Source organism: Streptomyces sp. NPDC047000 (assembly GCF_040644295.1).
In the GTDB taxonomy this organism is placed as follows: Bacteria; Actinomycetota; Actinomycetes; order Streptomycetales; family Streptomycetaceae; genus Streptomyces.
Window position 1 is genome coordinate 59,630 of the sequence record NZ_JBEYWE010000004.1, and the last position, 23,566, is coordinate 83,195.

General features: G+C 73.6%; 23 protein-coding genes and 1 riboswitch. Of the genes, 13 read left to right on the plus strand and 10 right to left on the minus strand.

Features of this window, described 5'->3' with window-relative positions; all coding sequences use genetic code 11:
* The first annotated feature begins 41 nt into the window (after positions 1-41).
* The 4 genes from ABZ862_RS09035 to ABZ862_RS09050 all read left to right on the plus strand — a co-directional run bounded on the left by ABZ862_RS09035 (position 42) and on the right by ABZ862_RS09050 (position 4,397).
* Complete coding sequence (locus ABZ862_RS09035; protein WP_360954700.1) at positions 42-1,319, plus strand: DUF5931 domain-containing protein; 1,278 nt, start codon at positions 42-44, stop codon at positions 1,317-1,319.
* Positions 1,316-1,999 (plus strand): response regulator transcription factor, encoded by a 684-nt coding sequence (locus tag ABZ862_RS09040; RefSeq protein ID WP_360954703.1) that lies wholly within the window; start codon positions 1,316-1,318, stop codon positions 1,997-1,999. Before ABZ862_RS09035 ends, ABZ862_RS09040 begins: the two co-directional genes overlap by 4 nt.
* 190 nt (positions 2,000-2,189) lie before the next feature.
* Positions 2,190-3,224: a 6-phosphofructokinase gene (locus ABZ862_RS09045; protein ID WP_360954706.1), complete on the plus strand. Its 1,035-nt coding sequence runs from the start codon at positions 2,190-2,192 to the stop codon at positions 3,222-3,224.
* A gap of 153 nt (positions 3,225-3,377) precedes the next feature.
* Complete coding sequence (locus tag ABZ862_RS09050; protein WP_360954709.1) at positions 3,378-4,397, plus strand: 2-hydroxyacid dehydrogenase; 1,020 nt, start codon at positions 3,378-3,380, stop codon at positions 4,395-4,397.
* Here ABZ862_RS09050 and ABZ862_RS09055 read toward each other — a convergent pair.
* Both ABZ862_RS09055 and ABZ862_RS09060 read right to left on the minus strand, forming a co-directional pair.
* The gene (locus ABZ862_RS09055) at positions 4,325-6,229 is read right to left on the minus strand and encodes an anthranilate synthase family protein (protein WP_360954712.1); all 1,905 of its coding nucleotides are present in this window, start codon (positions 6,227-6,229) and stop codon (positions 4,325-4,327) included. The genes ABZ862_RS09050 and ABZ862_RS09055 overlap by 73 nt on opposite strands.
* A 106-nt stretch (positions 6,230-6,335) precedes the next feature.
* The gene (locus ABZ862_RS09060) at positions 6,336-6,461 is read right to left on the minus strand and encodes a trp operon leader peptide (RefSeq protein ID WP_360954715.1); all 126 of its coding nucleotides are present in this window, start codon (positions 6,459-6,461) and stop codon (positions 6,336-6,338) included.
* 120 nt (positions 6,462-6,581) lie between these two features.
* On the opposite strand from ABZ862_RS09060, the gene ABZ862_RS09065 reads away from it, so the two are divergent.
* Positions 6,582-7,937 (plus strand): class II 3-deoxy-7-phosphoheptulonate synthase, encoded by a 1,356-nt coding sequence (locus tag ABZ862_RS09065; protein ID WP_360954718.1) that lies wholly within the window; start codon positions 6,582-6,584, stop codon positions 7,935-7,937.
* A gap of 165 nt (positions 7,938-8,102) precedes the next feature.
* Positions 8,103-8,336 (plus strand): (2Fe-2S)-binding protein, encoded by a 234-nt coding sequence (locus ABZ862_RS09070; protein ID WP_360954721.1) that lies wholly within the window; start codon positions 8,103-8,105, stop codon positions 8,334-8,336.
* Positions 8,337-8,363: 27 nt separating this feature from the next.
* On the opposite strand, the gene bfr is transcribed toward ABZ862_RS09070, so the two are convergent.
* Positions 8,364-8,843: a bacterioferritin gene (bfr, locus tag ABZ862_RS09075; protein ID WP_360954724.1), complete on the minus strand. Its 480-nt coding sequence runs from the start codon at positions 8,841-8,843 to the stop codon at positions 8,364-8,366.
* Positions 8,844-9,028: 185 nt separating this feature from the next.
* On the opposite strand from bfr, the gene ABZ862_RS09080 reads away from it, so the two are divergent.
* The gene (locus tag ABZ862_RS09080) at positions 9,029-9,679 is read left to right on the plus strand and encodes a sulfite oxidase-like oxidoreductase (protein ID WP_360954727.1); all 651 of its coding nucleotides are present in this window, start codon (positions 9,029-9,031) and stop codon (positions 9,677-9,679) included.
* 22 nt (positions 9,680-9,701) lie between these two features.
* Here the strand turns inward: ABZ862_RS09080 and ABZ862_RS09085 are convergent, their stop codons facing one another.
* The 5 genes from ABZ862_RS09085 to thiO all read right to left on the minus strand — a co-directional run bounded on the left by ABZ862_RS09085 (position 9,702) and on the right by thiO (position 15,186).
* A complete protein-coding gene (locus ABZ862_RS09085) occupies positions 9,702-10,577 on the minus strand; it encodes a deoxyribonuclease IV (protein WP_360955493.1) in 876 nt (291 codons plus the stop codon).
* Between the two features lie 178 nt (positions 10,578-10,755).
* Entirely contained in the window at positions 10,756-12,711 is a 1,956-nt protein-coding gene (gene pknB, locus ABZ862_RS09090) for a Stk1 family PASTA domain-containing Ser/Thr kinase (RefSeq protein WP_360954730.1), read from the minus strand.
* A gap of 172 nt (positions 12,712-12,883) precedes the next feature.
* Positions 12,884-13,678, minus strand: coding sequence for a thiazole synthase (locus ABZ862_RS09095; RefSeq protein WP_360954733.1), 795 nt, complete (start codon positions 13,676-13,678; stop codon positions 12,884-12,886).
* Between the two features lie 3 nt (positions 13,679-13,681).
* The gene (gene thiS / locus ABZ862_RS09100; RefSeq protein WP_360954736.1) at positions 13,682-13,903 is read right to left on the minus strand and encodes a sulfur carrier protein ThiS; all 222 of its coding nucleotides are present in this window, start codon (positions 13,901-13,903) and stop codon (positions 13,682-13,684) included.
* Positions 13,900-15,186: a glycine oxidase ThiO gene (thiO, locus tag ABZ862_RS09105; RefSeq protein ID WP_360954739.1), complete on the minus strand. Its 1,287-nt coding sequence runs from the start codon at positions 15,184-15,186 to the stop codon at positions 13,900-13,902. The genes thiS and thiO overlap by 4 nt, the downstream gene beginning before the upstream one ends.
* Positions 15,184-15,295, minus strand: a riboswitch (TPP riboswitch). It overlaps the preceding gene by 3 nt.
* 63 nt (positions 15,296-15,358) lie before the next feature.
* Here thiO and ABZ862_RS09110 point away from each other — a divergent pair.
* The 6 genes from ABZ862_RS09110 (at position 15,359) to ABZ862_RS09135 (ending at position 20,845) form a co-directional block, all read left to right on the plus strand.
* A complete protein-coding gene (locus tag ABZ862_RS09110) occupies positions 15,359-15,709 on the plus strand; it encodes a hypothetical protein (protein ID WP_360954743.1) in 351 nt (116 codons plus the stop codon).
* 233 nt (positions 15,710-15,942) lie between these two features.
* Positions 15,943-17,109, plus strand: a complete 1,167-nt coding sequence (locus tag ABZ862_RS09115) for an FAD-dependent oxidoreductase (RefSeq protein ID WP_360955495.1) — start codon at positions 15,943-15,945, stop codon at positions 17,107-17,109.
* A 125-nt stretch (positions 17,110-17,234) separates the two neighbouring features.
* A complete protein-coding gene (locus tag ABZ862_RS09120; RefSeq protein ID WP_360954746.1) occupies positions 17,235-17,600 on the plus strand; it encodes an Rv2175c family DNA-binding protein in 366 nt (121 codons plus the stop codon).
* A 457-nt stretch (positions 17,601-18,057) separates the two neighbouring features.
* Positions 18,058-18,705: a thiamine phosphate synthase gene (thiE, locus tag ABZ862_RS09125; RefSeq protein WP_360954749.1), complete on the plus strand. Its 648-nt coding sequence runs from the start codon at positions 18,058-18,060 to the stop codon at positions 18,703-18,705.
* A gap of 122 nt (positions 18,706-18,827) precedes the next feature.
* Positions 18,828-19,784, plus strand: coding sequence for a methylenetetrahydrofolate reductase [NAD(P)H] (gene metF / locus ABZ862_RS09130; RefSeq protein WP_360954752.1), 957 nt, complete (start codon positions 18,828-18,830; stop codon positions 19,782-19,784).
* A gap of 23 nt (positions 19,785-19,807) precedes the next feature.
* Positions 19,808-20,845 carry a hypothetical protein gene (locus tag ABZ862_RS09135; RefSeq protein ID WP_360954755.1) on the plus strand — a complete coding sequence of 346 codons (1,038 nt, stop codon included), beginning with the start codon at positions 19,808-19,810 and terminating at the stop codon, positions 20,843-20,845.
* Here ABZ862_RS09135 and ABZ862_RS09140 read toward each other — a convergent pair whose 3' ends face one another.
* On the minus strand, positions 20,846-22,354 hold the full coding sequence (locus ABZ862_RS09140; protein WP_360954758.1) for an NAD(P)/FAD-dependent oxidoreductase: 1,509 nt from the start codon (positions 22,352-22,354) through the stop codon (positions 20,846-20,848).
* Positions 22,355-22,800: 446 nt separating this feature from the next.
* A complete protein-coding gene (locus tag ABZ862_RS09145) occupies positions 22,801-23,436 on the minus strand; it encodes a TetR/AcrR family transcriptional regulator (RefSeq protein ID WP_360954761.1) in 636 nt (211 codons plus the stop codon).
* Between the last annotated feature and the right edge of the window lie 130 nt (positions 23,437-23,566).

The following is a 23,566-nucleotide window of genomic DNA, read 5'->3' on the forward strand; positions in this document are numbered from 1 at the left end:
GAGGACGGACCGGGGCGCGCGGTCCGGACGGGGGGCGGGGCATGGCCCGGCGCGAGCGGGTGATGAGGATGTCCGTCGAGCTGCCGCTGTGGCGCGCGCTCGCCGGGTACCGGGTGCTGACGATGCTCTACGCCGTCGGCCTCTTCGCGACCGCCTACGACCGCTTCTCCCGCCCCTGGCTGGCCGTCGCCTACTACGTCGTCCTGTGCGGCTGGACCCTCGCCACCCTGCCCAGGGTCGCGAACGAGGCCGCCTGCACCCGGCGCTTCCTGGCCGCCGACCTCACGCTCGCCGTCACCGGCATCCTCCTCACCCCCGTCGCCGACACCCCCCGGCGGGTCCTGGCCGGCGGCCCCACGCTGCCCTCCATCTGGACGGCGGGCGCGGTGCTGGCCTTCGCCCTCAAGGGCGGCTGGCGCTGGGCGGCGCTCGCCTCCTCGGCCGTCGCCGTCACGAATCTGGTGGAACGCGGCCGGCCGGCCCGCGACACCGTGCACAACGTGGTCCTCGTCTGGGTCGCCTCCATCGCCATCGGCTACGTCGTCGAGGTCGCCCGCGCCTCCGAGCGCACCCTGGCCCGCGCCCTGGAGATCGAGGCCGCCGGCCGGGAGCGGGAACGGCTGGCCCGGGACATCCACGACGGTGTCCTCCAGGTGCTGGCGATGGTGCAGCGGCGCGGCGCGGTGCTCGGCGGCGAGGCGGCCGAGCTGGGCCGGATGGCGGGGGAGCAGGAGATCGCGCTGCGCACCCTGGTCTCCGGCGGCCTGGTGCCCGTCTCCCGGGTGTCGGAGGACGCCGCCGAGGGGGCGGTCGTACGGCTGGTGGAGGAACCCGACGAGGCGGGCGCGGGCGACGGCGGCCCCCTGGACCTGCGGACGCTGCTGGCGCCGTACGCCGCCCCCCGGGTCAGCCTCGCGGAGCCCGGCGCCCCCGTGCCGCTGCCGCCGCACACCGCCCGGGAACTGGCCGCGGCGGTCGGCGCCGCCCTGGACAACGTGCGGGTGCACGCGGGCGACGGCGCCCGCGCCTGGATCCTGGTCGAGGACGAGCCGGAGTCGGTGATCGTCACCGTCCGGGACGACGGCCCCGGGGTTCCCGAGGGCCGTCTCGCGCAGGCGGCGGGGGAGGGGCGGCTCGGGGTGGCGCAGTCCATCCGCGGCCGGCTCAGGGACATCGGCGGCACGGCCGAGCTGGTCTCGGTGCCGGGCCAGGGCACGGAGGTCGAGATGACGGTACCGAAGGACAGGCACGACAGACACGACCGGCAGCAGCGGGCGCGCCGGGCGGACGGGGCGCGGGGGAAGGCGGAGCGGCGATGAGCGAGCGGCAGGGCCCGATCAAGGTCATGGTGGTCGACGACCACCCGATGTGGCGCGACGCCGTCGCCCGCGACCTGGCCGAGTCGGGCTTCGACGTGGTGGCCACCGCGGGCGACGGCGAACAGGCCGTACGGCGCGCGCGGGCCGCCGGGCCGGAGGTCCTGGTGCTGGACCTGAACCTGCCGCAGAAGCCGGGCGTGCAGGTCTGCAAGGAGCTCGTCGGCGCCGACCCGGCGCTGCGCGTGCTGGTCCTGTCGGCGAGCGGCGAGCACGCCGACGTCCTGGAGGCCGTGAAGTCGGGTGCCACGGGCTATCTGGTGAAGTCGGCCTCGACGGCGGAACTGCTGGACGCGGTACGCCGTACGGCGGCGGGCGACCCGGTGTTCACGCCGGGCCTGGCCGGTCTGGTGCTCGGCGAGTACCGGCGGCTGGCCGCCGAGCCCGCGGCCGCCCCGGACACCGGCGGACCCGACGCCCCGCGGCTGACGGACCGGGAGACGGAGGTGCTGCGGCTGGTCGCCAAGGGCCTGAGCTACAAGCAGATCGCCGAGCGCCTGGTGATCTCCCACCGCACGGTCCAGAACCATGTGCAGAACACCCTCGGCAAGCTCCAGCTGCACAACCGGGTCGAACTGGTCCGCTACGCCATCGAGCGCGGCCTCGACGACGAGCGGCCGTGACGGGGCCCCGGTACCCCGGCGGCCGGACAGACGAGCGAACGCGCAGACAAACGAGCGGCGTCTAAACGGGCCACAGGTGCCCTCCAGGACCCCCTCCCGCCCCTCCCCGCCCGCCCCGGCCCGTGACTAACGTGGATCCGTTCGGTACGAACCGGACGTTTCGGCGGTACGGCGGCGAAGGGACGTTGACATGCGTGTCGGAGTGCTGACCGGAGGCGGCGACTGCCCGGGGCTCAACGCGGTCATCCGGGCCGTGGTCCGCAAGGGAGTCCAGGACTACGGCTACGAGTTCACCGGCTTCCTGGACGGCTGGCGCGGCGTGGTCGACGGGGACACGATCCCCCTCGACATCCCCTCGGTGCGCGGCATCCTGCCCCGCGGCGGCACCGTCCTCGGCTCCTCCCGCACCGACCCGCACCATGTGCCGGACGGTATCCGCAAGGTCAAGGACACCCTGGCCAAGTACGAGATCGAGGCGCTGATCACCATCGGCGGCGAGGACACCCTGAGCGTGGCGGCGCAGCTGTCGGAGGAGCACGCGATGCCGTGCGTCGCCGTCCCCAAGGCCATCGACAACCACCTGTGCGCCACCGACTACACCTTCGGCTTCGACACCGCCGTGGGGATCGCCACGGAGGCCGTCGACCGGCTGCACACCACGGCCGAGTCGCACATGCGGACCCTGGTCGTCGAGGTGATGGGCCGGCGCGCCGGCTGGATCGCGGTCCACTCGGGCATCGCCGGCGGCGCCAACGTCATCCTCATCCCCGAGCAGCCCTTCGACATCGACCAGGTGTGCGACTGGGTGGCCTCGCGCTTCCGGGCGTCGTACGCCCCGATCGTGGTCGTCGCCGAGGGCGCCAGGCCCAGGGGCGGCATCCCGGAGCTCGCCGTCGACCCCTGCGCCCCGGCCCCGCCCGGACGCACCCGGCTGTCGGGCGTCGGCGAATGGCTGGCCCGGGAGATCGAGCGGCGCACCGGCAAGGAGTCCCGGATGACCGTCCTCGGCCCCATCCAGCGCGGCGGCACCCCGAGCCCCCACGACCGCTGGCTCGCCACCCGCTTCGGGCTGCACGCCGTCGAGGCCGTCCACGACGGCGCGTACGGCACGATGGTCGCCCTGCGCGGCACGGACATCGTCCGGGTGCCCGTCGCCGACGCGGTCGCCCGGACGAAGACGGTCGATCCCGGGCTGTACCGGGAGATCGGTGTCTTCTTCGGCTGACCCGCGCGCCGGTCACGCCCCTGCCGCGCCGGAGGGGAGCCGGTCACGCGCCGGCCGCGTACCGGCCGGGAGCCGGTCGCACGGGCGGTGCCTCCGGGGTCGTAAACTCGCTGGTAGCACACCAGTTCCGGCCCCGACCCCGGAGGGACACCCTTGGAGATCCTGGCGTTCGGCGTACAGGCCGACGAGAAGCCCCTGCTCGAGCAGGCGTTCGCGGGACATCACGAGATCCGCTGTCTGGACGTCTTCCTGAACCAGGACACCGCCAAGATCGCGGCCGGTTACGACGTCATCTGCACCAGCGTCAACTGCGGCCTCGACAACCACGTCCTGCAGACCCTGGCGACCGGCGGCACCCAGATGGTCGCCCAGCGCTCCACCGGGTTCAACAACATCGACCTCAAGGTGGCCGAGCGCCTCGCCATGACGGTCGCCCGGGTCTCCTTCTACTCGCCGTACTCGGTCGCCGAGTTCGCCTGGACGCTCGCCATGGCGGTCAACCGCCGCATAGTGCGCGCCTCCACCCGCACCCGCGACTTCAACTTCCGGCTCGACGGGCTGATGGGCCGCGACATGCACGGCCGCACCGCCGGAGTCGTCGGCACCGGCAAGATCGGCGAGGCGTTCGCCCGGATCGCCCACGGCTTCGGGATGCGGCTGCTCGGCTGGGACATCGCCGCGAACCCGGCCTGCCTGGACCTCGGCATGGAGTACGTCTCCAAGGAGCAGCTGCTCGCCGAGTCCGACCTGATCACCCTGCACGTCCCGCTGATGCCGCAGACCCAGCACCTCATCGACGCCGACGCGCTGAAGTCGATGAAGGACGACGCGATGCTGGTCAACACCAGCCGCGGCGGCCTCGTCGACACCGCCGCCCTCGTCACCGAGCTGCGCGAGGGCCGCTTCAGCGGCATCGGCCTCGACGTCTACGAGGCGGAGGCGGGCCTGTTCTTCCTGGACAAGTCCCTGGAAGCCATCGCCGACGACACCCTGGCCCGCCTCGTCACCTTCCCGAACGTGCTGGTCACCTCGCACCAGGCGTACTACACCGAGGACGCCGTGGGCCAGATCATCGACGCCACCGTGCGCAACGTCGACGACTACCTGGCCGGCCGCCGCTCGGACAACGTGCTGGTGCCGCGCCTGCCCGCCCCGTCCGCCGGGGCCAGCTGACCGACCAGCTCCCGGACGACGGCGGCGCCGTCCAGCGACAGCACCGACTCCGGGTGGAACTGGACACCGGCGAAGCCCGGGCCGCGCACGGCGTGCACCTCGCCGTTCGCGGCCCGGCTCACCTCCACGTCGTGCGCGGCCAGCTCCCGCGCGGCCTCGTCGTCGCAGTACGCCACGAAACTGTTGTAGAAACCGACCGTCTCGGGCCGCCCGAACAGGTCGATCACCGTCTGCGCGCCCTGGTACGGCACCTCCTTGCGCACGATGTCCAGCCCCAGCTCCGCCGCGATCAGCTCGTGCCCCAGACACACGCCCAGCACCCCGTGCCGGTGCTCCCGGATCACCCGCGCGGCCAGCCCGCGCAGGAAACGCATCTTCGGATCGGTGCGGTCGGAGGGATCACCGGGACCGGGGCCCAGCACCACCGGGCCCTCGTGCGCCAGGACCGCCGCCCGCAGCCCGGGCTCGTCGTAGCGCCGTACGGTCACCTCCAGGCCGGCCGAGCGCAGGACGTGCGCGAGCATCGCCGTGAAGGTGTCCTCACCGTCCACCACCAGGGCGTGCCCGGACAGCTCCCCGGACCGCTCCTGCATCCGCAGCCAGAACGGCGCGAGCGCCGCCCGGCGGCCGTCCAGCGCCGCCCGCACCCGCGGGTCGCCGGCCAGCCGGGGACGCCCGTGCTCCGCCCGGGGCCGGGACGGCCGTACGCCCAGCGCCGCCAGCACGCCCGCCGCCTTGGCGTGGGTCTCCGCGACCTCGCCCGCCGGGTCCGAGCCGCGCACCAGCGTCGCGCCCACCGGGACGCGCAGCCGCCCGGCCGCGTCGATGTCGGCGGTGCGGATCAGGATGGGGGAGTCCAGCGTCTGCGCGCCCCCGGAGTCCCGGCCGAGCAGGGCCAGCGCGCCCGCGTAGTAGCCGCGCCCACCGGCCTCGTGCCGCTCGATGACCCGGCAGGCGTTCTGCACCGGCGATCCGGTGACGGTGGCCGCGAACATCGTCTCCCGCAGCACCTCCCGCACATCCATGGAGGAACGGCCGCGCAGCTCGTACTCGGTGTGCGCGAGGTGTGCCATCTCCTTCAGCCGGGGACCGACGACCACCCCGCCCATGTCGCCGACCGTGCACATCATCTTCAGTTCCTCGTCGACGACCATCGACAGCTCCTCGATCTCCTTGCCGTCCGCGAGGAAGCCGAGCAGGTGCTCCGGGGTGGGGCCGCCGTCCGGGTAACGGTAGGTGCCGCTGATCGGGTTCATGACCACCGTGCCGCCGGACATCCGCACATGCACCTCCGGACTCGCCCCCACCAGCGTCCGGTCACCGGTGTGCACCACGAACGTCCAGTACGCGCCGCGCTCGCCCTCCAGCAGCCGCCGGAACAGCGCGAGCGCGTCCGCCCGCCCGAACCCGGGGATCTCACCCTCGTACGTCCGCCGGATCACGAAGTTCGCGCCCTCGCCGCGCCCGATCTCCTCCCGCAGCACCCGCCCGACGATCTCCCCGTACTCCGCGTCGTCCACGTCGAAGCCGCCGCCGCGGACCCGCACCTCGTGCGACGGCAGCTGCGCGAGCACGTCCTCCAGGGGCAGGACGTGGGTCTCCTCCGGCGTGAGGACCGCCAGCGGGGTCCCGTCGTCGCGCACGTCGAAGCCGCGCTCGCGGATCTGCCGGAAGGGGACCAGGGCGAGACCCTCGCCGGGAAGGTCGGCGAGCCGCTCGCAGGTGGTGACCGGGCCGAGGAACAGCTCCACGGTGTTCTCGTCGTGGCCCGGCGTGCGCCGCCGCAGCAGGGCGAAGGGGCGGGGGTCGTGCGCGAGCTGTGTCAGGTCCATGCTTCCTCTTCCAGCGACGGAGGTATCGGTGGCGGTGAGGAGCGGACCCCGGAAACGCCGAAGGCCGCCCCTCGGGCGGCCTTCGCGAAGTCGTGCGTACGCGCAGTCAGTGGGCCGCCGGATGAGCGGTCCACCACCAGGTCTGAACGAACGGAGACGCGTACATGCGGGGAACCCTAGAGGTCATGGACCGTCCGTGTCCACCGGTCCCCGCGATCGTCATGACGGACATGAGATGTGTGTCCCCGCCCGCGCGGGGGTGGCGGGGCGCGACGACCGGAGTCGCGTTCCCGGCCGTCTCATCTGACGGGAACGAGGGGGATCACCAGACATGACCCCGTAGTGTTAGAGCGTGACCGTGAACGCTGAATCCCACGCCGTCGCCGCTCAGGCGACCTGGCGCAACCTGCCCGCGGCGCAGCAGCCGGACTACCCCGACGCCGAGGCTCTGCGCGAAGTGATCGCGGAGTTGTCCTCCTATCCTCCGCTGGTCTTCGCGGGCGAGTGCGACCAGTTGCGCGCCCGGCTCGCGTCCGTCGCCAAGGGAGAGGCGTTCCTCCTCCAGGGCGGCGACTGCGCCGAGGCGTTCGACGCCGTGTCCGCCGATCACATCCGCAGCAAACTCAAGACGCTGCTCCAGATGGGCGCCGTGCTGACGTACGCCGCCTCGGTGCCGGTGGTGAAGGTCGGCCGGATCGCCGGCCAGTACTCCAAGCCGCGCTCCAAGCCCGACGAGACCCGCGACGGCGTCACGCTGCCGACCTACCGGGGCGACTCCGTCAACGGCTTCGACTTCACCGAGGCCGCCCGCATCCCCGACCCCGAGCGGCTCAAGCGGATGTACCACGCGTCCGCGTCCACGCTGAACCTGGTGCGCGCCTTCACCACCGGCGGCTACGCCGACCTGCGCCAGGTGCACGCCTGGAACCAGGACTTCGTGAAGTCGTCCCCCTCCGGCCAGCGCTACGAGCAGCTGGCCCGCGAGATCGACAACGCGCTGAGCTTCATGATGGCCTGCGGCGCGGACCCGGAGGAGTTCAGGACCGTCGAGTTCTACTCCTCGCACGAGGCCCTGCTGCTGGACTACGAGTCGGCGCTCACCCGCGTGGACTCCCGTACCGGGCAGCTGTACGACGTCTCCGGGCACATGGTGTGGATCGGTGAGCGCACCCGGCAGCTGGACCACGCGCACATCGAGTTCGCGTCCCGGATCCGCAACCCGATCGGCATCAAGCTCGGCCCCACGACCACGGCCGAGGAGGCGCTGCGGTACATCGACCGCCTCGACCCCGACCGTGAGCCCGGCCGGCTGACGTTCATCGTCCGGATGGGCGCCGACAAGATCCGCGACCGGCTTCCCGAGCTGGTCGAGAAGGTCACCGCGTCCGGCGCGGTGGTGGCCTGGGTGACCGACCCGATGCACGGCAACACCTTCGAGGCGGCCTCCGGCCACAAGACCCGCCGCTTCGACGACGTGCTCGACGAGGTCAAGGGCTTCTTCGAGGTCCACAAGGGGCTGGGCACCCACCCGGGCGGCATCCACGTCGAACTCACCGGCGACGACGTCACCGAGTGCGTGGGCGGCGGCGACGAGATCTTCGTCGACGACCTCCACCAGCGCTACGAGACGGCCTGCGACCCCCGCCTGAACCGCAGCCAGTCCCTGGACCTGGCGTTCCTGGTCGCGGAGATGTACCGGGACCAGTGAGGAACCACCGACCGCCGGTCCGGCGGCGGCGGCCCTGGGGCGCGGATCACACCGGATCCGCGCCCTTGTCCCTTTTGCGGGGACCGTCGGCCGCGTAAGGTTAGGTTTGCCTCACCGAACCACGGGGATCCGGTGCGGCAGGCTCTGAACCGATCCCGCCAGGGGGTGAACCGCGTGTACGTCTGCAGTTGCTTCGGCGTCACCGAGCAGCAGGTCAAGGAACACGCGGACGGCGGTGTCCGCACCCCCCGCCAGATCGCCTCGGCCTGCAAGGCCGGCACCGACTGCGGCTCCTGCGTCCGCCGTATCCAGGCCCTCCTGGGCCGGGCCGCAGCCCCGCGCCGCGACCTGACCGACCTGCCGACCTCCCGGCCCGCGGCCCTCGGGGAAGCGGCCTAGCTCCGCGGCGGGGCGCCGGTCGCGGAGCTAGCTCTCCGGCTGCTCGACGACCTGGGCCAGGTACAGCGCCTCGCCCAGCTTCTCCAGCAGTTCCAGCTGGGTGTCGAGGTAGTCGATGTGCTGCTCCTCGTCGGCGAGGATGTCCTCGAAGATGTTCGCGGACGTGATGTCGCCCTTGTCACGCATCACGGAGACGCCCCGCCGGAGCCGGTCGATCGCCTCGATCTCCACCTGGCGGTCCGCCTCGAACATCTCCTTCACCGTCTGGCCCACCCGGACGTGGAACAGCCGCTGGTAGTTGGGCAGGCCCTCCAGGAGCAGGATCCGGTCGGTGAGCACCTCGGCGTGCTTCATCTCGTCGAACGACTCGTGCCGGGTGTATTTCGCGAGCTTCAGCCAGCCGAAGTTCTCCTGCATCTTCGCGTGCAGGAAGTACTGGTTGATGGCGGTCAGCTCACCGGTCAGCTGCTCGTTGAGGAATTCGATGACCTCGGGGTCGCCCTGCATGGCAGCGGCTCCTTCCAGAGCGGGACGGGCGCTCGTCCGGGGCGGAACGGGCGCAATGCGCCGCATGATGGCACCGGTGCACCGGATCGTCCAGTAAGTGCACACTTATATGTGCTCGCTGTGAAATGCCCGTTTCGGGTTCCCGGTGGTCGGTCGCACCGCTCCGGGTCTGTCAGGATGGAGGCATGCGTCATCCGGTGGAACCCGAATCAGGAGAATCAGGAGAATCGGGGGAGACCCTACGGTCCGACCTTCCGCCGGGGCAGCGACTGCAACGCGGCTGGCCGGTCACCCACTACGGCCCGGTGCCCAAGTTCCGGCCCGAGCGCTGGGAGTTCCGGGTCTTCGGAGCCACCGCCGACGGCGACAAGCACACCTGGGACCACGCCGGATTCACGGCCCTGCCGTATGTGACCGTGGTCGCGGATCTGCACTGCGTCACCAAGTTCAGCATGCCCGGCGCGGAGTGGGGCGGGGTACCGGCCCGTACGATCCTCGAGGCCGCGCCGCCCGCTTTGGCGGTCACCCATGTGATGGTCTGGGCGGAGTACGGCTACAGCGCCAACCTCCGGCTGTCCGACTTCGCCTCCGAGCGCACCGTCTTCGCCACGCACAAGGACGGGGAGATCCTCACCGCCGAGCACGGCTTCCCGGTCCGGCTCGTCGTCCCCGACCTGTACGCCTGGAAGGGCCCCAAATGGGTCCGCGGCGTCGAGTACATGACCGCCGACCGCCGGGGCTTCTGGGAGGAGCGCGGCTACCACAACATCGGCGACCCCTGGAAGGAACAGCGCTACTCCTACCAGGAGGCACCGGGGGACGGCCCCGAACTCTGACCCCGGCCCGGACCGCCGCCCGTCAGCCCCCGTCGCGCAGCTTCTTCAGCCGCTCCACGTCCGCCGCGTGCCCCTCCCTGCCGCCGGGCGTCTCGATGACCAGCGGTACGCCCTCGGTGGCCGGGTGGGTCATCAGCGCGCGGAAGGGATCCTCGCCGATGTGACCGGCGCCGATGTTCGCGTGGCGGTCCTTGCGGGCGCCGGAGACGTCCATGGAGTCGTTGGCGTGCACGAGCTTGAGCCGCCCCGCGCCGACCGTGTCGACCAGCAGATCGAGGGTCCGGTGCATGCCGTGCGGGCCGGTCAGGTCGTGCCCGGCGGCGAAGACATGGCAGGTGTCCAGGCAGACGCCCAGCCGGGGGTGCGCGTCCAGCGCCGCGAAGTACGGCCCGAAGTCCCAGGTCCGGGAGCACAGCGACGCGCCCTGCCCCGCCGTCGACTCCAGCAGCAGGAACGGGTCGTCGTCGTGGGTGAGCTCGTCCAGCAGCGGCAGCAGCAGCCGCCGTACCTGCGCCAGCGCCACGGACCGCTCCCGGCCGCCCGTCGCGCTGCCGGTGTGCACCACCACGCCCCGCGCGCCGATCTCCCGGCCGCGCCGCAGCGAGTGCCGCAGCGACTCGGCCGACCGCTCGGCGGTGGCGTCGGTGTGCGAGCCGAAGTTGATCAGATAGGGGGCGTGGACGTACACCGGGAGCGACTCGGCCTCGCACACCGCGCGGAACGCCTCGTCCTGGCGCGGATCACCGGCCGGGGTGGCCCAGCCGCGCGGGTTGGCGACGAAGACCTGCAAGGCCTCCGCGCCCAGCTCACGGGCGTAGGCCAGCCCCACGGAGTGGAGGCCGCCGGCGACCGGGACATGGCCGCCCACGGGATTGCGCACGGCGCCGGCATCGCGCACGGCACCGGGACCGTGTTCGCCGACGGGACCGTGCACGGCACCGGGACCGCGCCCGACGGCGGCGTCGCGTCCGCCGGCGGGACCGTGCTCCTCAGAGGTGCCGTGCACGCCGCCGGGAAGGGGAGAGGACTGCTGACTGCTCACCCGGCCAGGGTGCCATGCCCTCTCCGGTGCCCGGTCACCGGATGGTGATCTTGATCGTCGAGCCCTTGGGCGCGGTGTCGCCGCCCTTCACCGACTGGCTCTTGACCGTGTCGCCGAACAGCCCGAGCAGCCCGCGGTCCTCCTCGACCTTGAACCCGGCGTCCTCGAGCGCCTGCGTCGCGTCGTCGACGTTCTTCCCGGTCACGTCCGGCACCTCGACCATCACCGGGCCCTTGGAGACCGTCAGCGTCACCGTGTCGTCCTGGGCGGCCTGCGCGGCGCCCGCCGGGGTCTGCTCGGCGACCTGGCCCGCGTCGAACTCGGAGTTGACCTGTTCGGCCGCCACCTTCACCTTCAGGCCCGCGCCCGTCAGGTCCGCCTTCGCCCGGTCCAGGTCCTCGCCGGTGACGTCCGGCACGTCGATCGGCCTGCCCTTGCTGACGGTGAGCGCGATCGCGGAGCCCGCGTGCCGCTCGGTGCCCGCGGCGGGCACGGTGCCGGTCACGGAGCCGCGGGGCACGGTGTCGTCGAACTGCCGGGTGACCATGCCCGGCTCCAGCCCGCTCTTCTTCAGCAGGGCGCGCGCCTCGTCCAGCGGCCGGCCCGCGACATCGGGGACCTTCACCGTCTGCGGACCGTCCGAGACGACCAGGGTCACCGCGTCGTTGCTGCGGATACGGGCGCCGGAACCGGGGTCGCTGCTGATGACCGAGCCGCGCTGCACGGTGTCGCTGTAGGCGTGCTCGACCTTCTTCACGTCGAGCCCGGCGCTCTTCAGCCGTGCCTCGGCCTGCGCCTGCGTCTTCGCCAGCAGCGGCGGGACCCGCGTGAACTGCCCGGAGTTGATGTACCAGACACCGCCGCCCACCCCGAAGATCACGAGCAGCGCCACGACGACCGTGACCAGCCCGCGCCGGGACCGGGCCGACGGCTCGGGGCGGGGCGCGAGCGCCGGGCTCTCCAGCCGGCTGGTGCGGTTCAGCAGCGTCTGGGTGTCACCGTCGTCCCCGGTGAAACCCCGCTCGTCCTCGTTGACGGGCAGCGGGCGCGGCACGCTCAGCCCGTGCGCGATGACGCTCGTACGGTCGTCGGCGTTGTCGTGCGGCCCCGGCACCGCCCGCGGCGGGAGGGCGTCCAGCTGGGCGTCGGTCAGGGGGGCGCGCGCCTCGCGCGCCCGTGCGAGCAGCTCCACGGCGTCGTGCGGCCGGACGTCCGGGACGCGCGCGGTGGCGGTGGCGACCAGGTCGTCCAGCTCGAAGGGCAGCCCCGGCACGGCGGCCGAGGGCGGCGGCACGTCCTCGTGGAGGTGCTGGTAGAGCACCTGGGCGGGCGACTCCCCGGCGTGCGGCTTGGCGCCGGTCAGCATCTCGTAGAGGACGACGCCGCACGCGTACACGTCGACCCGCGGATTCGCCGTGCCGTGCTCGATCTGCTCCGGCGCGAGATACGACACCGTGCCGAGGACCGCGCCGGTGCTCTGGGTGACCGTGTCCACGGCCCGCACCAGCCCGAAGTCGGCGACCTTGACGCTCCCGTCGTCGCCTATCAGCACGTTCTCCGGTTTCATGTCGCGGTGCACGAACCCGGCGCGGTGCGCGGCCCCCAGCGCGGCCAGCACCGGCTCCAGGATGTCGAGCGCGGCCCGCGGCTGGAGCGCGCCCCGCTCGCGCAGCACGTCACGCAGGGTGCAGCCCGGCACGTACTCCATCGCCAGATAGACGTACGACCCGTCGGTGCCCTGGTCGAAGACCTGCACCACGTTGGGGTGCGCCAGCCGGGCCACCGACTTGGCCTCCCGGATGAACCGCTCGACGAAGGAACCGTCGGCGGCCAGCGTCGGGTGCATCACCTTGAGCGCGAGAACCCGGTCCAGACGGGTGTCCAGAGCCCGGTAGACCGTGGCCATCCCGCCCACCGCGATGCGCGCGTCCACGCGATACCGGCCATCGAGCACACGGCCGACCAAAGGGTCCTGAAGGGTCGTATCCACGCAGGCGAGTGTACGAGGCGTCCGCGACACCGCAGACGTTCCGGCCACCGCGGAACCGCTACTGCAGCGCACCTGTGACGCAAATCCCGGCCGGCGGCGGCCCCCACCCACCGGAAACCCGCCGGCGGTGAGCACCCGGCGGTGAGCACCCCGCCGCCGGGCGCGAACCGGCTCAGAACGCCGGCCGTTCGGGATCCAGCACCCCGATCCCCTCCGCGGGAGAACTCGCCAGCGCCAGATACCGCCGCGGCATCCGCCCCGCCAGCCGGGCCAGCCGTCCCGCCTCCACGGCGAGCCGCATCCCCGCGGCCATCCGCACCGGAGACCGCGCCCGGGTCACCGCCGACGCGAGCATGACCCCCGCACACCCCAGCTCCATCGCCAGCGCCGCGTCCGACGCCGTCCCCGCGCCCGCGTCGAGCAGCACCGGCACCCCCGCCCGCTCCACGATCAGCTCGAAGTTGTGCGGATTGCGGATCCCCAGCCCGGACCCGATGGGCGAACCCAGCGGCATCACGGCCGCGCACCCCACGTCCTCCAGCCGCCGCGCCAGCACCGGATCGTCATTGGTGTAGGGCAGCACCGTGAACCCGTCGTCGACCAGGGTCTCCGCCGCGTCCAGCAGCTCGACCGGATCGGGCAGCAGCGTGCGCTCGTCGGCGATCACCTCCAGCTTCACCAGATCCGTGCCGAGCGCCTCCCGTGCGAGACGGGCGGTGAGGACGGCCTCCCCGGCGGTGAAGCAGCCCGCGGTGTTGGGCAGCACCCGGATGCCGAGCCGGTCGAGCACCGACAGCACGGAGCCCCGTACGGACGGATCGACGCGCCGCATCGCCACGGTGGTCAGCTGGGTGCCGGACGCCACCAGGGCCCGCTCCAGCACCTCCAGGCTCGGCGCGCCGCCGGTGCCCATGATCAGACGGGACGTGAAGGACGTCCCGCCGAGGACGAGAGGATCGTCGGCCATCGGTCAGCCTCCCTGGACGGCGGTCAGGACTTCGACGCGGTCGCCGTCGCGTACGGCGGTCCGCGCCCACCGCGCGCGCGGGACGACGGTCTCGTTGAGCGCGGCGGCCACCCCGGACGGGGCGGCGGTCAGCTCCCGCACGACGGCGTCGAGCGCCGTCCCCGTCGGGAACCGCCGCACCTCACCGTTGACGGACACGGACACGGCGGCACGCCCGGCACTCATACGTTCCGCCCGGCACTTAGTCCGGCGCCCAGCCCGGCGCCGGGCCGGGCGTTCCGTCCGGCGTCCGGTTCGGCGTTCCGCTCCCCGCCCGGCTCCGTGATCCGCCCGGCGGCGGAACCGTCCGCCGAGAACCTCGACGCCGCGAACGGCCGGGCCTCCGGCGGAAGTTCCCCGGTGACCAGGGCATGCGCGAGCGCGTCCCCGGTGACCGGTGTCAGCAGCACGCCGTTGCGGTGGTGACCGGTGGCCAGCAGCAGACCGGGCAGCGCGGTCGGACCGAGCAGCGGCGCGTTGTCGGGGGTGCCGGGACGCAGCCCGGCCCGGGTCTCGGTCAGCGGCAACTCGGTGATTCCGGGCACGAGTTCATGCGCGTCGCGGAGCAACTCGTAGACCCCGCCCGCCGTCACGGTGGTGTCCCAGCCGAGGTCCTCGCTGGTCGCGCCGATCACCAGCTCGCCGTTCTCCCGGGGCACCAGGTACACCTGGCCGCCGCGCACCACCGCTCGCACGGTACGGCTCAGGAAGGGCGCGTACCGGGGCGGCACGGTCAGTCGCACCACCTGGCCCTTCACCGGCCGTACGGGCGGCACCACGGCCCCGGGCACCCCGGCGAGCCGCCCGCTGCGGCTGCCGGCGGCCAGCACCACCCGGTCCGCGCCCAGTTCACCGCCGTCCGCAGTGACCACGCCGGTGGCCCGGTCCCCGGTGACCCGCAGCCGCTCCGCCCACACCCGGTGGAAGACCACCCCGGCCCGCTCGCACGCGGCCAGCAGTGCCGTGGACAGCCGCCGCGGGTCGATCTGGTGGTCCCCGTCCACCCGCAGCCCGCCGCGCACCCCCGGCGCGAGCATCGGTTCCAGCCGCCGGCACTCCCGCCCGGACAGCCACTCCGTATCGAGCCCCGACTGCCGCTGCAACAGGTGCAGTTCGCGCAGCTGGGCGCGGTCGTCGGCGTCCAGGGCGACGGCCAGGGTGCCCGAGCGGCGGTAGCCGAGGCCGTGGCCGGTGAGTTCGGTCAGCTCGGCCGCGAAGTCCGGGTAGCGGCGCGCCGACTCCAGGTTCAGGGCGAGCAACGTCTGCTCCCCGGTGTGCAGTTCGGTGACCGGCGCCAGCATCCCGGCGGCCACCCGGGCGGCCCCGCCGCCGGGTGCCGGGTCCACCACGGCGGTGCCGAGCCCGCGTTGCGCGGCCCGCCAGGCCGTGACCAGGCCGATGATCCCGCCCCCGATGACGAGGACGTCCGACGTACATGAAGCGTGCGATGCGTGTGAGCGTGACGGCATGGGCGTCCAGCCCCTCCCTTCGCCGGCATGACCCGGATCAGGTTCGTACGGTCGGAGGCCGCCAGCCTCCCTCTCAGCCCGGTGCGTCCGGGCTCCCGCGAGTGCTTGTACGGTGGCCACCCTAGACCCTGCCGCCCGGACTGTCCCCGACCCCGGTGAAGGAGCCTCCCGCATGCCCCGTTCGCTCGACGGCCTCGTCCTCGCCCCGGTGGCGGACCAGGCCCCCGGCCAGGTGGGCACCCGTACCCGCTTCACCTACCACGAGCGGGACGGCGTGGTCTGGGCCGACTACACGGGCGGTGACGTGGTGCGCGGCCATCTGCTCGGCACCCGGGACGGCGACCGGCTGGACTTCCGGTACGTGCAGCTCGGGCGGGACGGAACCACCTCCTCGGGGCACTGTGTGTCCGAGGTCGCCGAGCTGCCCGACGGGCGGATCCGGCTGGCCGAGACCTGGGAGTGGGAGTCCCGGGAGGGCCACGGCACGAGCGTCGTCGAGGAAGTGGCGCGGGAACCCGCCTGACCCCGGCCGGGCATGTGCAGGACGTCACTGTCCGCAGCGGCCGACGGGCGCATCGTCATGGCTAAGGTGATCGTGTGAGCGTGCGGAGACAGGACGAGCGGACAGCCGGGCGGCCGGACGAGCGGCCGGACGGACCGACGGACTCACCTGCGGCGGAGGAGCCCGGCACGGGCGCCCGCCCGACGGGGCACGGCACGCCACCGGAGCGGCGCGTGGTCGTCGTCGGCGCGGGCATGGCCGGGGTGCAGACCGCGGTCGCACTGCGCGAACAGGGTTTCACCGGCACCGTGACGCTGATCGGCGCGGAACCCCACCGGCCCTACGACCGCCCCCCGCTCTCCAAGGCCGTGCTGCTCGGCAAGGCCGAGGACCCCGCCTTCGACATCGACTTCGACGCGCTCGGCATCGAACTGCGCCTCGGCCGCACGGCCCTGGGCGTCCGGCCCGCCGACCGCGAACTGGACACCGACGCGGGCCCGGTGCCCTACGACGTCCTCGTGCTCGCCACCGGCGCCGAACCGATTCGCCTCCCGGGCACGGACACCGTGCCCGGCGTGCATCTGCTGCGCACCCTGGACGACGCCGGGCGGCTGCGGCCGGTACTGGCGGCGCAGCGCGACGTGGTCGTCGTCGGCGCGGGCTGGATCGGCGCCGAGTTCGCCACGGCCGCCCGCGAGGCCGGCTGCGCGGTGACCGTCGTCGAGGCGGCCGACCGCCCGCTGGCCGGTGCGCTGCCCGCCGAGGTGGCCGCGCCGATGGCCGCCTGGTACGCCGACAGCGGGGCCGTGCTGCGCACCGGCGCGCGGGTGGCGGCCGTCGAGCCCGGCGCGGTCGTCCTGGACGACGGCACCCGGCTGCCCGCCGCGGCCGTCGTCGTCGGCATCGGCGCCCGCCCCGCCACCGGCTGGCTCGCGGACTCCGGCATCGCCCTCGGCGCGCACCGCGAGGTCCTCGCCGACGACCACCTGCGCACCTCCGTGCCCGACGTGTACGCGGTCGGCGACTGCGCCTCCTTCCCCTCCGCGCGCTACGGCGAGCGGCTCGTCGTCCACCACTGGGACAACGCCCTCCAGGGGCCGCGCACGGTCGCCGCGGACATCGTCGGCGAGGACCCGGCGGCCTACGACCCGGTGCCGTACTTCTGGTCCGAGCAGTTCGGCCGGTTCGTGCAGTACGCCGGACACCACGCGGCGGCCGACGGCACGGTGTGGCGCGGCGACCCGGACGGTCCCGCCTGGTCGGTCTGCTGGCTGCGGCAGGGCCGGCTGGTCGCCCTGCTCGCCGTCGGACGCCCGCGGGACCTCGCCCAGGGACGCCGACTGATCGAGGCGGGCCGCCGGATGGACCCGGAGGTCCTCGCCGACCCGTCCCGCCCGCTGAAGACCGCGACCCTCGCGTAGCGCCTCGCGCGGCGTCGTGCGAGGGGTCTCGCGGGGTGCGGCCGGGCGCGCGGTGGCCGGCCGTGCTACCCCGGCCGGACCGGCCCGGCTTCCGGCTGTCAGCGGCAGATGGCAATCTGGTGACTGTGACCGAGATTGACACGAAGACCGATGCTCTCGTCCCCGCCTGGCTCACCGTGCCCGACATCGCCGAACAGCTCGGCGTCGACGTGCTGCGCGTCCGGCAGCTGGTCAAGGAGGGCCAGCTCATCGCCGTACGCCGAGGTGAGAACCGCGCCCTGCACGTCCCCGCCGCCTTCATCGACGGCGACAAGATCGTCAAGGGTCTCACCGGAACCCTGACGCTGCTGAGGGACGACGGCTTCACGGACGAAGAGATGATCGAGTGGCTCTTCACCCCCGACCCCAGCCTGCCCGGCACCCCCGCGCAGGCACTCAGCGAGAACCGCGGCACGGAGGTGAAGCGCCGCGCCCAGGCGCTGGCCGTCTGACCCGCCGCCGGCGGCGGGTCGTCCCCCGCCCGTGACGGCCCGCCCCCGCCGCAGCGGCCCACGCCGCGCCGGCCGGTGCGGTGCGGTTCCGCCGTGGCGAGGCGTGCCGGGCCGTCCCGGCCCGTGCAAGCCGCGGTGGGACGGTCCGGCAGGCCCCGGGAGCGGGCCGCGCCGTGGCAGGGCGGCCGGTGCCCCGCCACCGGTACGACGCGCCTGCCGTCGTACGGCGGTCCGGGGCTGCCCTGGCCCGTGACCGCCGCCGAGGCCCGGCAGGTCCCCGGCACGTCCGCGCCGTGCCGGGAGGCAGGCCCGCGCCGCCCAGCGCACGGCGGACGACGCCTCCCCGCGCAGGACGGGCGCCCCGGCGGACCACAGGGCCGCCCGGTTCCACCGGCACGGCCCGCACCCGGCATCATCCGCACCAGACACCGCACCACCCGACACGGGGGACCCGCTCATGACCGCCAGCGCACGTACGCGGCTCGCCGACGCCCGGCTCTACCTCTGCACGGACGCCCGCCGCCGCCAGGGGGATCTCGCCGGGTTCCTGGACGCGGTCCTGGCCGGTGGCGTGGACATCGTGCAACTGCGCGACAAGGGCATGGAGGCGGCCGAGGAGCTGGACCGGCTGGAGGTCTTCGCCGACGCCTGCGCCCGGCACGGCAAGCTGCTCGCGGTCAACGACCGCGCCGACGTCGCCCACGCCGCCCGTTCCGCCGTGCTGCACCTCGGCCAGGGGGACCTGCCCGTCCCGGCGGCCCGCGCGATCCTCGGCCCGGACGTCCTGATCGGCCGCTCCACGCACAGCGAGGCGGAGGCCGCCGCGGCCGCCGCGCAGGACGGCGTGGACTACTTCTGCACCGGCCCCTGCTGGCCCACCCCCACCAAGCCGGGCCGTCCGGCGCCCGGCCTCGGCCTGGTCCGCCGCACGGCGGCGCTCGGCACCGCGCGCCCCTGGTTCGCCATCGGCGGCATCGGCCTCGGCAACCTCGACCAGGTGCTGGAGGCGGGCGCCCGCCGGGTCGTCGTCGTCCGGGCGATCACGGAGGCGGACGACCCGGGCGCGGCGGCGGCCGAGTTCGCGAAGCGGCTCCGTACGGCCTGAGCCCGCGACAGGCCCGCCCGGCTGTGTCCGGCCCTGTCCAAGGCGTGGACAACAAGGCGACAAAAAGGTCAAATCCTCAGTGTGCGGTTGGGTGACCCGCGACGCCTGGCTAACCTGCCGGTATGGCCCTCGGAACCCCCTCCACCAGGACTGATCGCGCACGCGTCGTGCGTGACATGCTCGCCGCCGGCAAGACGACGTACTCCTTCGAGTTCTACGCGCCGAAGACCCCCAAGGGTGAGCGGAACCTGTGGGACGCGCTGCGCAGGGTCGAGGCGGTGGCCCCGGACTTCGTCTCCGTGACCTACGGCGCCGGCGGTTCCACCCGGGCGACCACGGTCAAGGAGACCCAGCAGATCGTGGCCGACACCACGCTCACCCCGGTCGCCCATCTCACCGCCGTCGACCACTCCGTCGCCGAACTGCGCAACATCATCGGCCAGTACGCCGACGCCGGGATCCGCAACATGCTCGCGGTGCGCGGCGACCCGCCCGGCGACCCCATGGGCGCGTGGGTGCCGCACCCCGAGGGGCTGACCTACGCGGCCGAACTCGTCCGGCTCATCAAGGAGTCCGGCGACTTCTGCGTCGGCGTCGCCGCCTTCCCGGAACTGCACCCGCGATCCGCCGACGAGCAGTCCGACATCCGGCACTTCGTCGACAAATGCCGGGCGGGGGCCGACTACGCGATCACGCAGATGTTCTTCCGGCCCGAGTCCTATCTCCGGCTGCGTGACCAAGTCGACGCCGCCGGCTGCACGACCCCGGTGATCCCCGAGATCCTGCCCGTGACCAGCATCAAGATGCTGGAGCGGCTGCCGCAGCTCAGCAACGCGGCGTTCCCCGCGGACCTCCGGGAACGCATCCTCACAGCGAAGGACGATCCCGCCGCTGTACGCTCCATCGGTATCGAGTTCGCCACGGAGTTCTGCGCGCGGCTGCTGGCCGAGGGAGTGCCCGGACTGCACTTCATCACGCTGAACAACTCCACGGCGACCCTGGAAATCTACGAGAACCTGGGTCTGCACCACCCACCGCAGGCCTGGACCGGCCGCACGGGCGTACGCCACACTGCGTAGCGGCCACTGGGAGAGGGGCGTACATGGGCTGGACGGTCCTCTATATCGCGTTCGGCATCGTCGCGCTGTGGTTGCTCGGCGAGGTGCTGCTGCAGTACAAGGCGCGGCTGCGCTGGCGGCTGCTCGCCTTCGCCGGCTTCCTCGGCGTGGTCGTCGGTGTGCTGATGGCCTCGGTCGTCGTGATCGGGATCGGTGCCGCCGCGTTCGCCGTCGGCCAGACCTACGTCACCCTGTCGTTCCGGCGCGGCTTCGTCGCGGGCTGGGCGGTCAAGCGGCCCGAGGACGAGGCCGGGGACGGACCGGCCGGCGGCTTTGGTGCCGTTCCCGGCGTCGGCAGCAAGCGCCGCCGCGGCAAGAAGGACCGCCAGGAGGCCGTCCTGGAGGTCTCCGACCTGGAACCCGAGGAGAGCGGCTACGCCGAGGAGGCCGCCGCCTACCGCCGTGACGGCCTGGCGTACGGCCAGGAGGACGACGACCGCGACGACGTCTTCGCCCCCGGCCGTCCCCCCGCGCCCACGGCCGCCGAGGCGACCGCCGTTTATGAACCGCAGCCCATCCCGGACGACACCGGCAACTACGGCGTGTACGGCGACTCGGGAGCCGCCGGCTATCCGGGCGCGGCGCAGTCCGGGCAGCAGCCCGCCTCCCCGGACCAGGACTACGCCGCCGCGGCCCAGGGCACCGGCCAGAACTACGGCTACGACTACTCGGGATACGGCCAGCAGCAGTACGGCTACGACGCGAACGGCCAGCAGCAGTACGCCGGTTACTCCGACCCCTACGGCAACGGCGGCCAGGCGTACGACCCTTCCGGTGCCTCCTACGACGCGTACGGCCAGCAGCAGTACGGGCAGCAGCAGGGCTACGGCCAGGACCAGTACGGGACTTCCGGCACCGGTGGCAACGCCGAGACCCCGGCCGGCGGCGTCTGGGTCCCGCAGCAGCGCAACGACGAGTCCTACGGCGGCGCGCTCCCGCCCGAGCAGCCGTACCCCTACCAGCAGACCGGCGACGGCCAGCAGCAGACCGGCGGCTACGACGACCAGCAGTACCGCTTCTGATCACTGCGAGCCGCGGAACCCCGGTCCCTCCACGATCAGTCCGGCCACCAGCGCGCCCGACATCCCGGCATGGGCCAGCCCGCCGCCGGGATGGGACCAGCCGCCGACCGCGAACAGCCCCGGTACCGCCGTGCTGTTGGCCGGATGCAGCACCCCTCCGGGCGCGGCCAGCGAGGGCGGCGGCACCGCACCGCCCGCCGCCCCGGTCTCCCGCTCGGTGTGCACCGGTGTGCGCACCTCACGCCACAGCGTCCGCTCCCGCAGCCCCGGCACCGCCCGCTCGGCGGCGGCGGCCATCCGGTCCGCGAAGGCGTCCGCCGCGCCCGGCGCCGTCCAGTCGTGGTCGCGCCCCGACGGCACCGTCGCCGTCAGCACCACGGACTCGTGCGCCGCGTCGGGACGCAGCGCCGGGTCGTCGGGGCGGTCGATCCGCACCGTGAGGTGCCCGGACGCCGGCTCCCGCCCGGACAGGCCCGGTCCGCCGGCCGCGTCCGGCGAGTGCACCACCGTGCGGTGCGCCGCACCCGGCTCCCGTGCGCCGCGCAGCGCGAGGCACACCACGACCCGGCCCGGCCACCGTTCCTCGGGCTCCGGGGGCGGGCCCTCCGCGCCGTGGAGCTCACGGCCGGGCAGCAGTCCCCGCAGCCGCCACGGGCCGCCGCCGACGACCGTGTCGGCCTCGGCGACGGTGCCGTCACCCAGTTCGACCCCGGCCGCCCGGCCGTCCTTCTCCAGCACCCCCGTGACCTCGGCACCGAAGACGAACTCGACCCTCCGCGCCAGGCACCGCTCGTACACCGCGCGCGCCAGCTCCCGCATGCCGCCGCGCACGCACCAGACACCGAAGGCGTGCTCCATGTACGGCAGTACGGCCGCGCTCGCCGGGGCCGTGGCCGGGTCGACGCCGTAGGCCAGCGCACAGCTGTCCAGCAGGGCCGCGAGGCGCGGGTCACGCAGCTCCCAGGCGCCGATCTCGGCGAGGGTGGCGGCCCGCCGGGTGCGCAGCAGCCGCTTGTGCGGCACCGCGGGGTAGGGCTCACGCTCGGCCAGTACGGCCCAGCCGGGCCACAGCGGCTCCTCCAGGAGCGGTCTGCGGGTGCGGTCCCACGCCTCGCGGGCCCGTACCAGGAAGTCGCCCCAGCGCTTGCCCGCGCCGTCCCCCAGCGCCTCGTCGAGCGCCGCGACCACACCCGCGCGCGAGGCGTTCGGCAACGCCACCTCCGTACCGTCCGCGAACAGATGCCGTGCCGCGGGGTCCACCTGGACCAGCTCGACGCACTCCTCCAGCGGCTGCTTCCCGGTCTTGACGAAGAGGTCGCGGTAGACGGCGGGCAGGGTCAGCAGCCCGGGGCCGGTGTCGAAGGCGAAACCGTCCCGCTCCAGCCGGCGCACCGCGCCGCCGTAGGTCTCCGTGCGCTCGTACACCACCACCCGGTGCCCCGCGACGGCCAGCCGGGCAGCAGCCGCCATCGCGCCCGTACCGGCGCCGATCACCGCGATCCGTCCCATGCCCGCGACTGTATCGGGCCCCACCGGCGCTCCGGCCCGTGAGCCCCGCCGGACCACCGGACCACCGGACCACCGGACCACCGGACCACCGGTCCGGCGGGGCCGGAGAAGCGGCGGCATGTCGTGGGGGCGCGTACGGGGACCTGAGTACCTGTACCCAGACGCGGAGATGAGTACCCGCACGGATGGGCCGCGACCTGCGGGAACGGGAGAGTGGAGACACGGAGGGGGCGCGGTTCCGTACCGCCGGCACGGGGCGGCGGAACGGAGCCGCGCCCCTGCTCCGCTCCGGGCGACGGCCCGGGGACGGTACGGGGGACGCCACGGGGGTGCGGGAAGGCGCCGGTGCGGCGGACGGCCCGCGGGGGACGCGGCCGCCGTCGGACCGGCGCCTTCGTGCCGCCGCCGGGGCGACGGCGGACCGGGACATCCGCCCGGCGGGCGCCCTACGGCGCGCAGCGGCCGCCGACGCGGCCCTGGAGCAGCAGGGACAGGGACGCGTGGACGTCGTCCAGGGTCCGCTCCGGCTGGAAGGCCTGCCAGTCGAGGGCCGCCACCAGCACCATGCCGACCAGGGCGGCGGCCGTCAGGGCCACGTCGATCTCCTCGCTCAGTTCGCCGTTCGCGACGCCCTCGCGCAGGACGTCCTCGATGACCGCGACGGCCTGCTGACGCACCACCATCAGCGTGGACTGCCAGGCGCGGTTGGTGCGCCACAGCTCGGCGACGTACAGCTGGGTGAACGACGGGTAGCGGGCGATGAAGCCGAGCCCCGCGCGGATCATCGCGTCCAGGGCGTCCACCCGGCTGCCGCCCTCGCGGGCCGTCCGCTCGGCGGCCTCCCGCAGCGACGCCGTGAGCAGTCCCACGCCGTGCCGCAGCAGCTCCTCGAAGAGGACGGACTTGCTCGCGAAGTTGTAGTAGACGGTGCCCTTCGCGACCCCGGCCCGCTCGGCGATCTCGTCCACGGTGGTCGCGGAGAAACCCTGCTCGGCGATGAGGGTGACGGCCGCCTCGTAGAGCTTCTGCCGGGTGGCCTCGCGGCGCGTGGTGCCCCCGGTCCTGGCGCTGCTGCTTTCCATGGCCCCGATTCTCACAGGAACGGCTCCTTCGGTGGGCGTGGAAGAGGGAGGTTGGGGAGAGCTGGGGGAGGGGCGACGGTGGAGCAGGTGGGGAGGGAGGGCAGGGCCGGTGAGGGGCGGCCGGTGCCCC

Excerpts from the sequence above, each read along its gene's own strand:
- ABZ862_RS09035 (WP_360954700.1), top strand. The coding sequence starts at position 42 with ATGGCCCGGCGCGAGCGGGTGATGAGGATGTCCGTCGAGCTGCCGCTG.
- ABZ862_RS09040 (WP_360954703.1), top strand. The coding sequence starts at position 1,316 with ATGAGCGAGCGGCAGGGCCCGATCAAGGTCATGGTGGTCGACGACCAC.
- ABZ862_RS09045 (WP_360954706.1), top strand. The coding sequence starts at position 2,190 with ATGCGTGTCGGAGTGCTGACCGGAGGCGGCGACTGCCCGGGGCTCAAC.
- ABZ862_RS09055 (WP_360954712.1), bottom strand. The coding sequence starts at position 6,229 with ATGGACCTGACACAGCTCGCGCACGACCCCCGCCCCTTCGCCCTGCTG.
- ABZ862_RS09060 (WP_360954715.1), bottom strand. The coding sequence starts at position 6,461 with ATGTCCGTCATGACGATCGCGGGGACCGGTGGACACGGACGGTCCATG.
- bfr (WP_360954724.1), bottom strand. The coding sequence starts at position 8,843 with ATGCAGGGCGACCCCGAGGTCATCGAATTCCTCAACGAGCAGCTGACC.
- ABZ862_RS09080 (WP_360954727.1), top strand. The coding sequence starts at position 9,029 with ATGCGTCATCCGGTGGAACCCGAATCAGGAGAATCAGGAGAATCGGGG.
- ABZ862_RS09095 (WP_360954733.1), bottom strand. The coding sequence starts at position 13,678 with ATGGCCGACGATCCTCTCGTCCTCGGCGGGACGTCCTTCACGTCCCGT.
- thiS (WP_360954736.1), bottom strand. The coding sequence starts at position 13,903 with ATGAGTGCCGGGCGTGCCGCCGTGTCCGTGTCCGTCAACGGTGAGGTG.
- thiO (WP_360954739.1), bottom strand. The coding sequence starts at position 15,186 with ATGCCGTCACGCTCACACGCATCGCACGCTTCATGTACGTCGGACGTC.
- ABZ862_RS09110 (WP_360954743.1), top strand. The coding sequence starts at position 15,359 with ATGCCCCGTTCGCTCGACGGCCTCGTCCTCGCCCCGGTGGCGGACCAG.
- ABZ862_RS09115 (WP_360955495.1), top strand. The coding sequence starts at position 15,943 with ATGGCCGGGGTGCAGACCGCGGTCGCACTGCGCGAACAGGGTTTCACC.
- thiE (WP_360954749.1), top strand. The coding sequence starts at position 18,058 with ATGACCGCCAGCGCACGTACGCGGCTCGCCGACGCCCGGCTCTACCTC.
- metF (WP_360954752.1), top strand. The coding sequence starts at position 18,828 with ATGGCCCTCGGAACCCCCTCCACCAGGACTGATCGCGCACGCGTCGTG.
- ABZ862_RS09135 (WP_360954755.1), top strand. The coding sequence starts at position 19,808 with ATGGGCTGGACGGTCCTCTATATCGCGTTCGGCATCGTCGCGCTGTGG.
- ABZ862_RS09140 (WP_360954758.1), bottom strand. The coding sequence starts at position 22,354 with ATGGGACGGATCGCGGTGATCGGCGCCGGTACGGGCGCGATGGCGGCT.
- ABZ862_RS09145 (WP_360954761.1), bottom strand. The coding sequence starts at position 23,436 with ATGGAAAGCAGCAGCGCCAGGACCGGGGGCACCACGCGCCGCGAGGCC.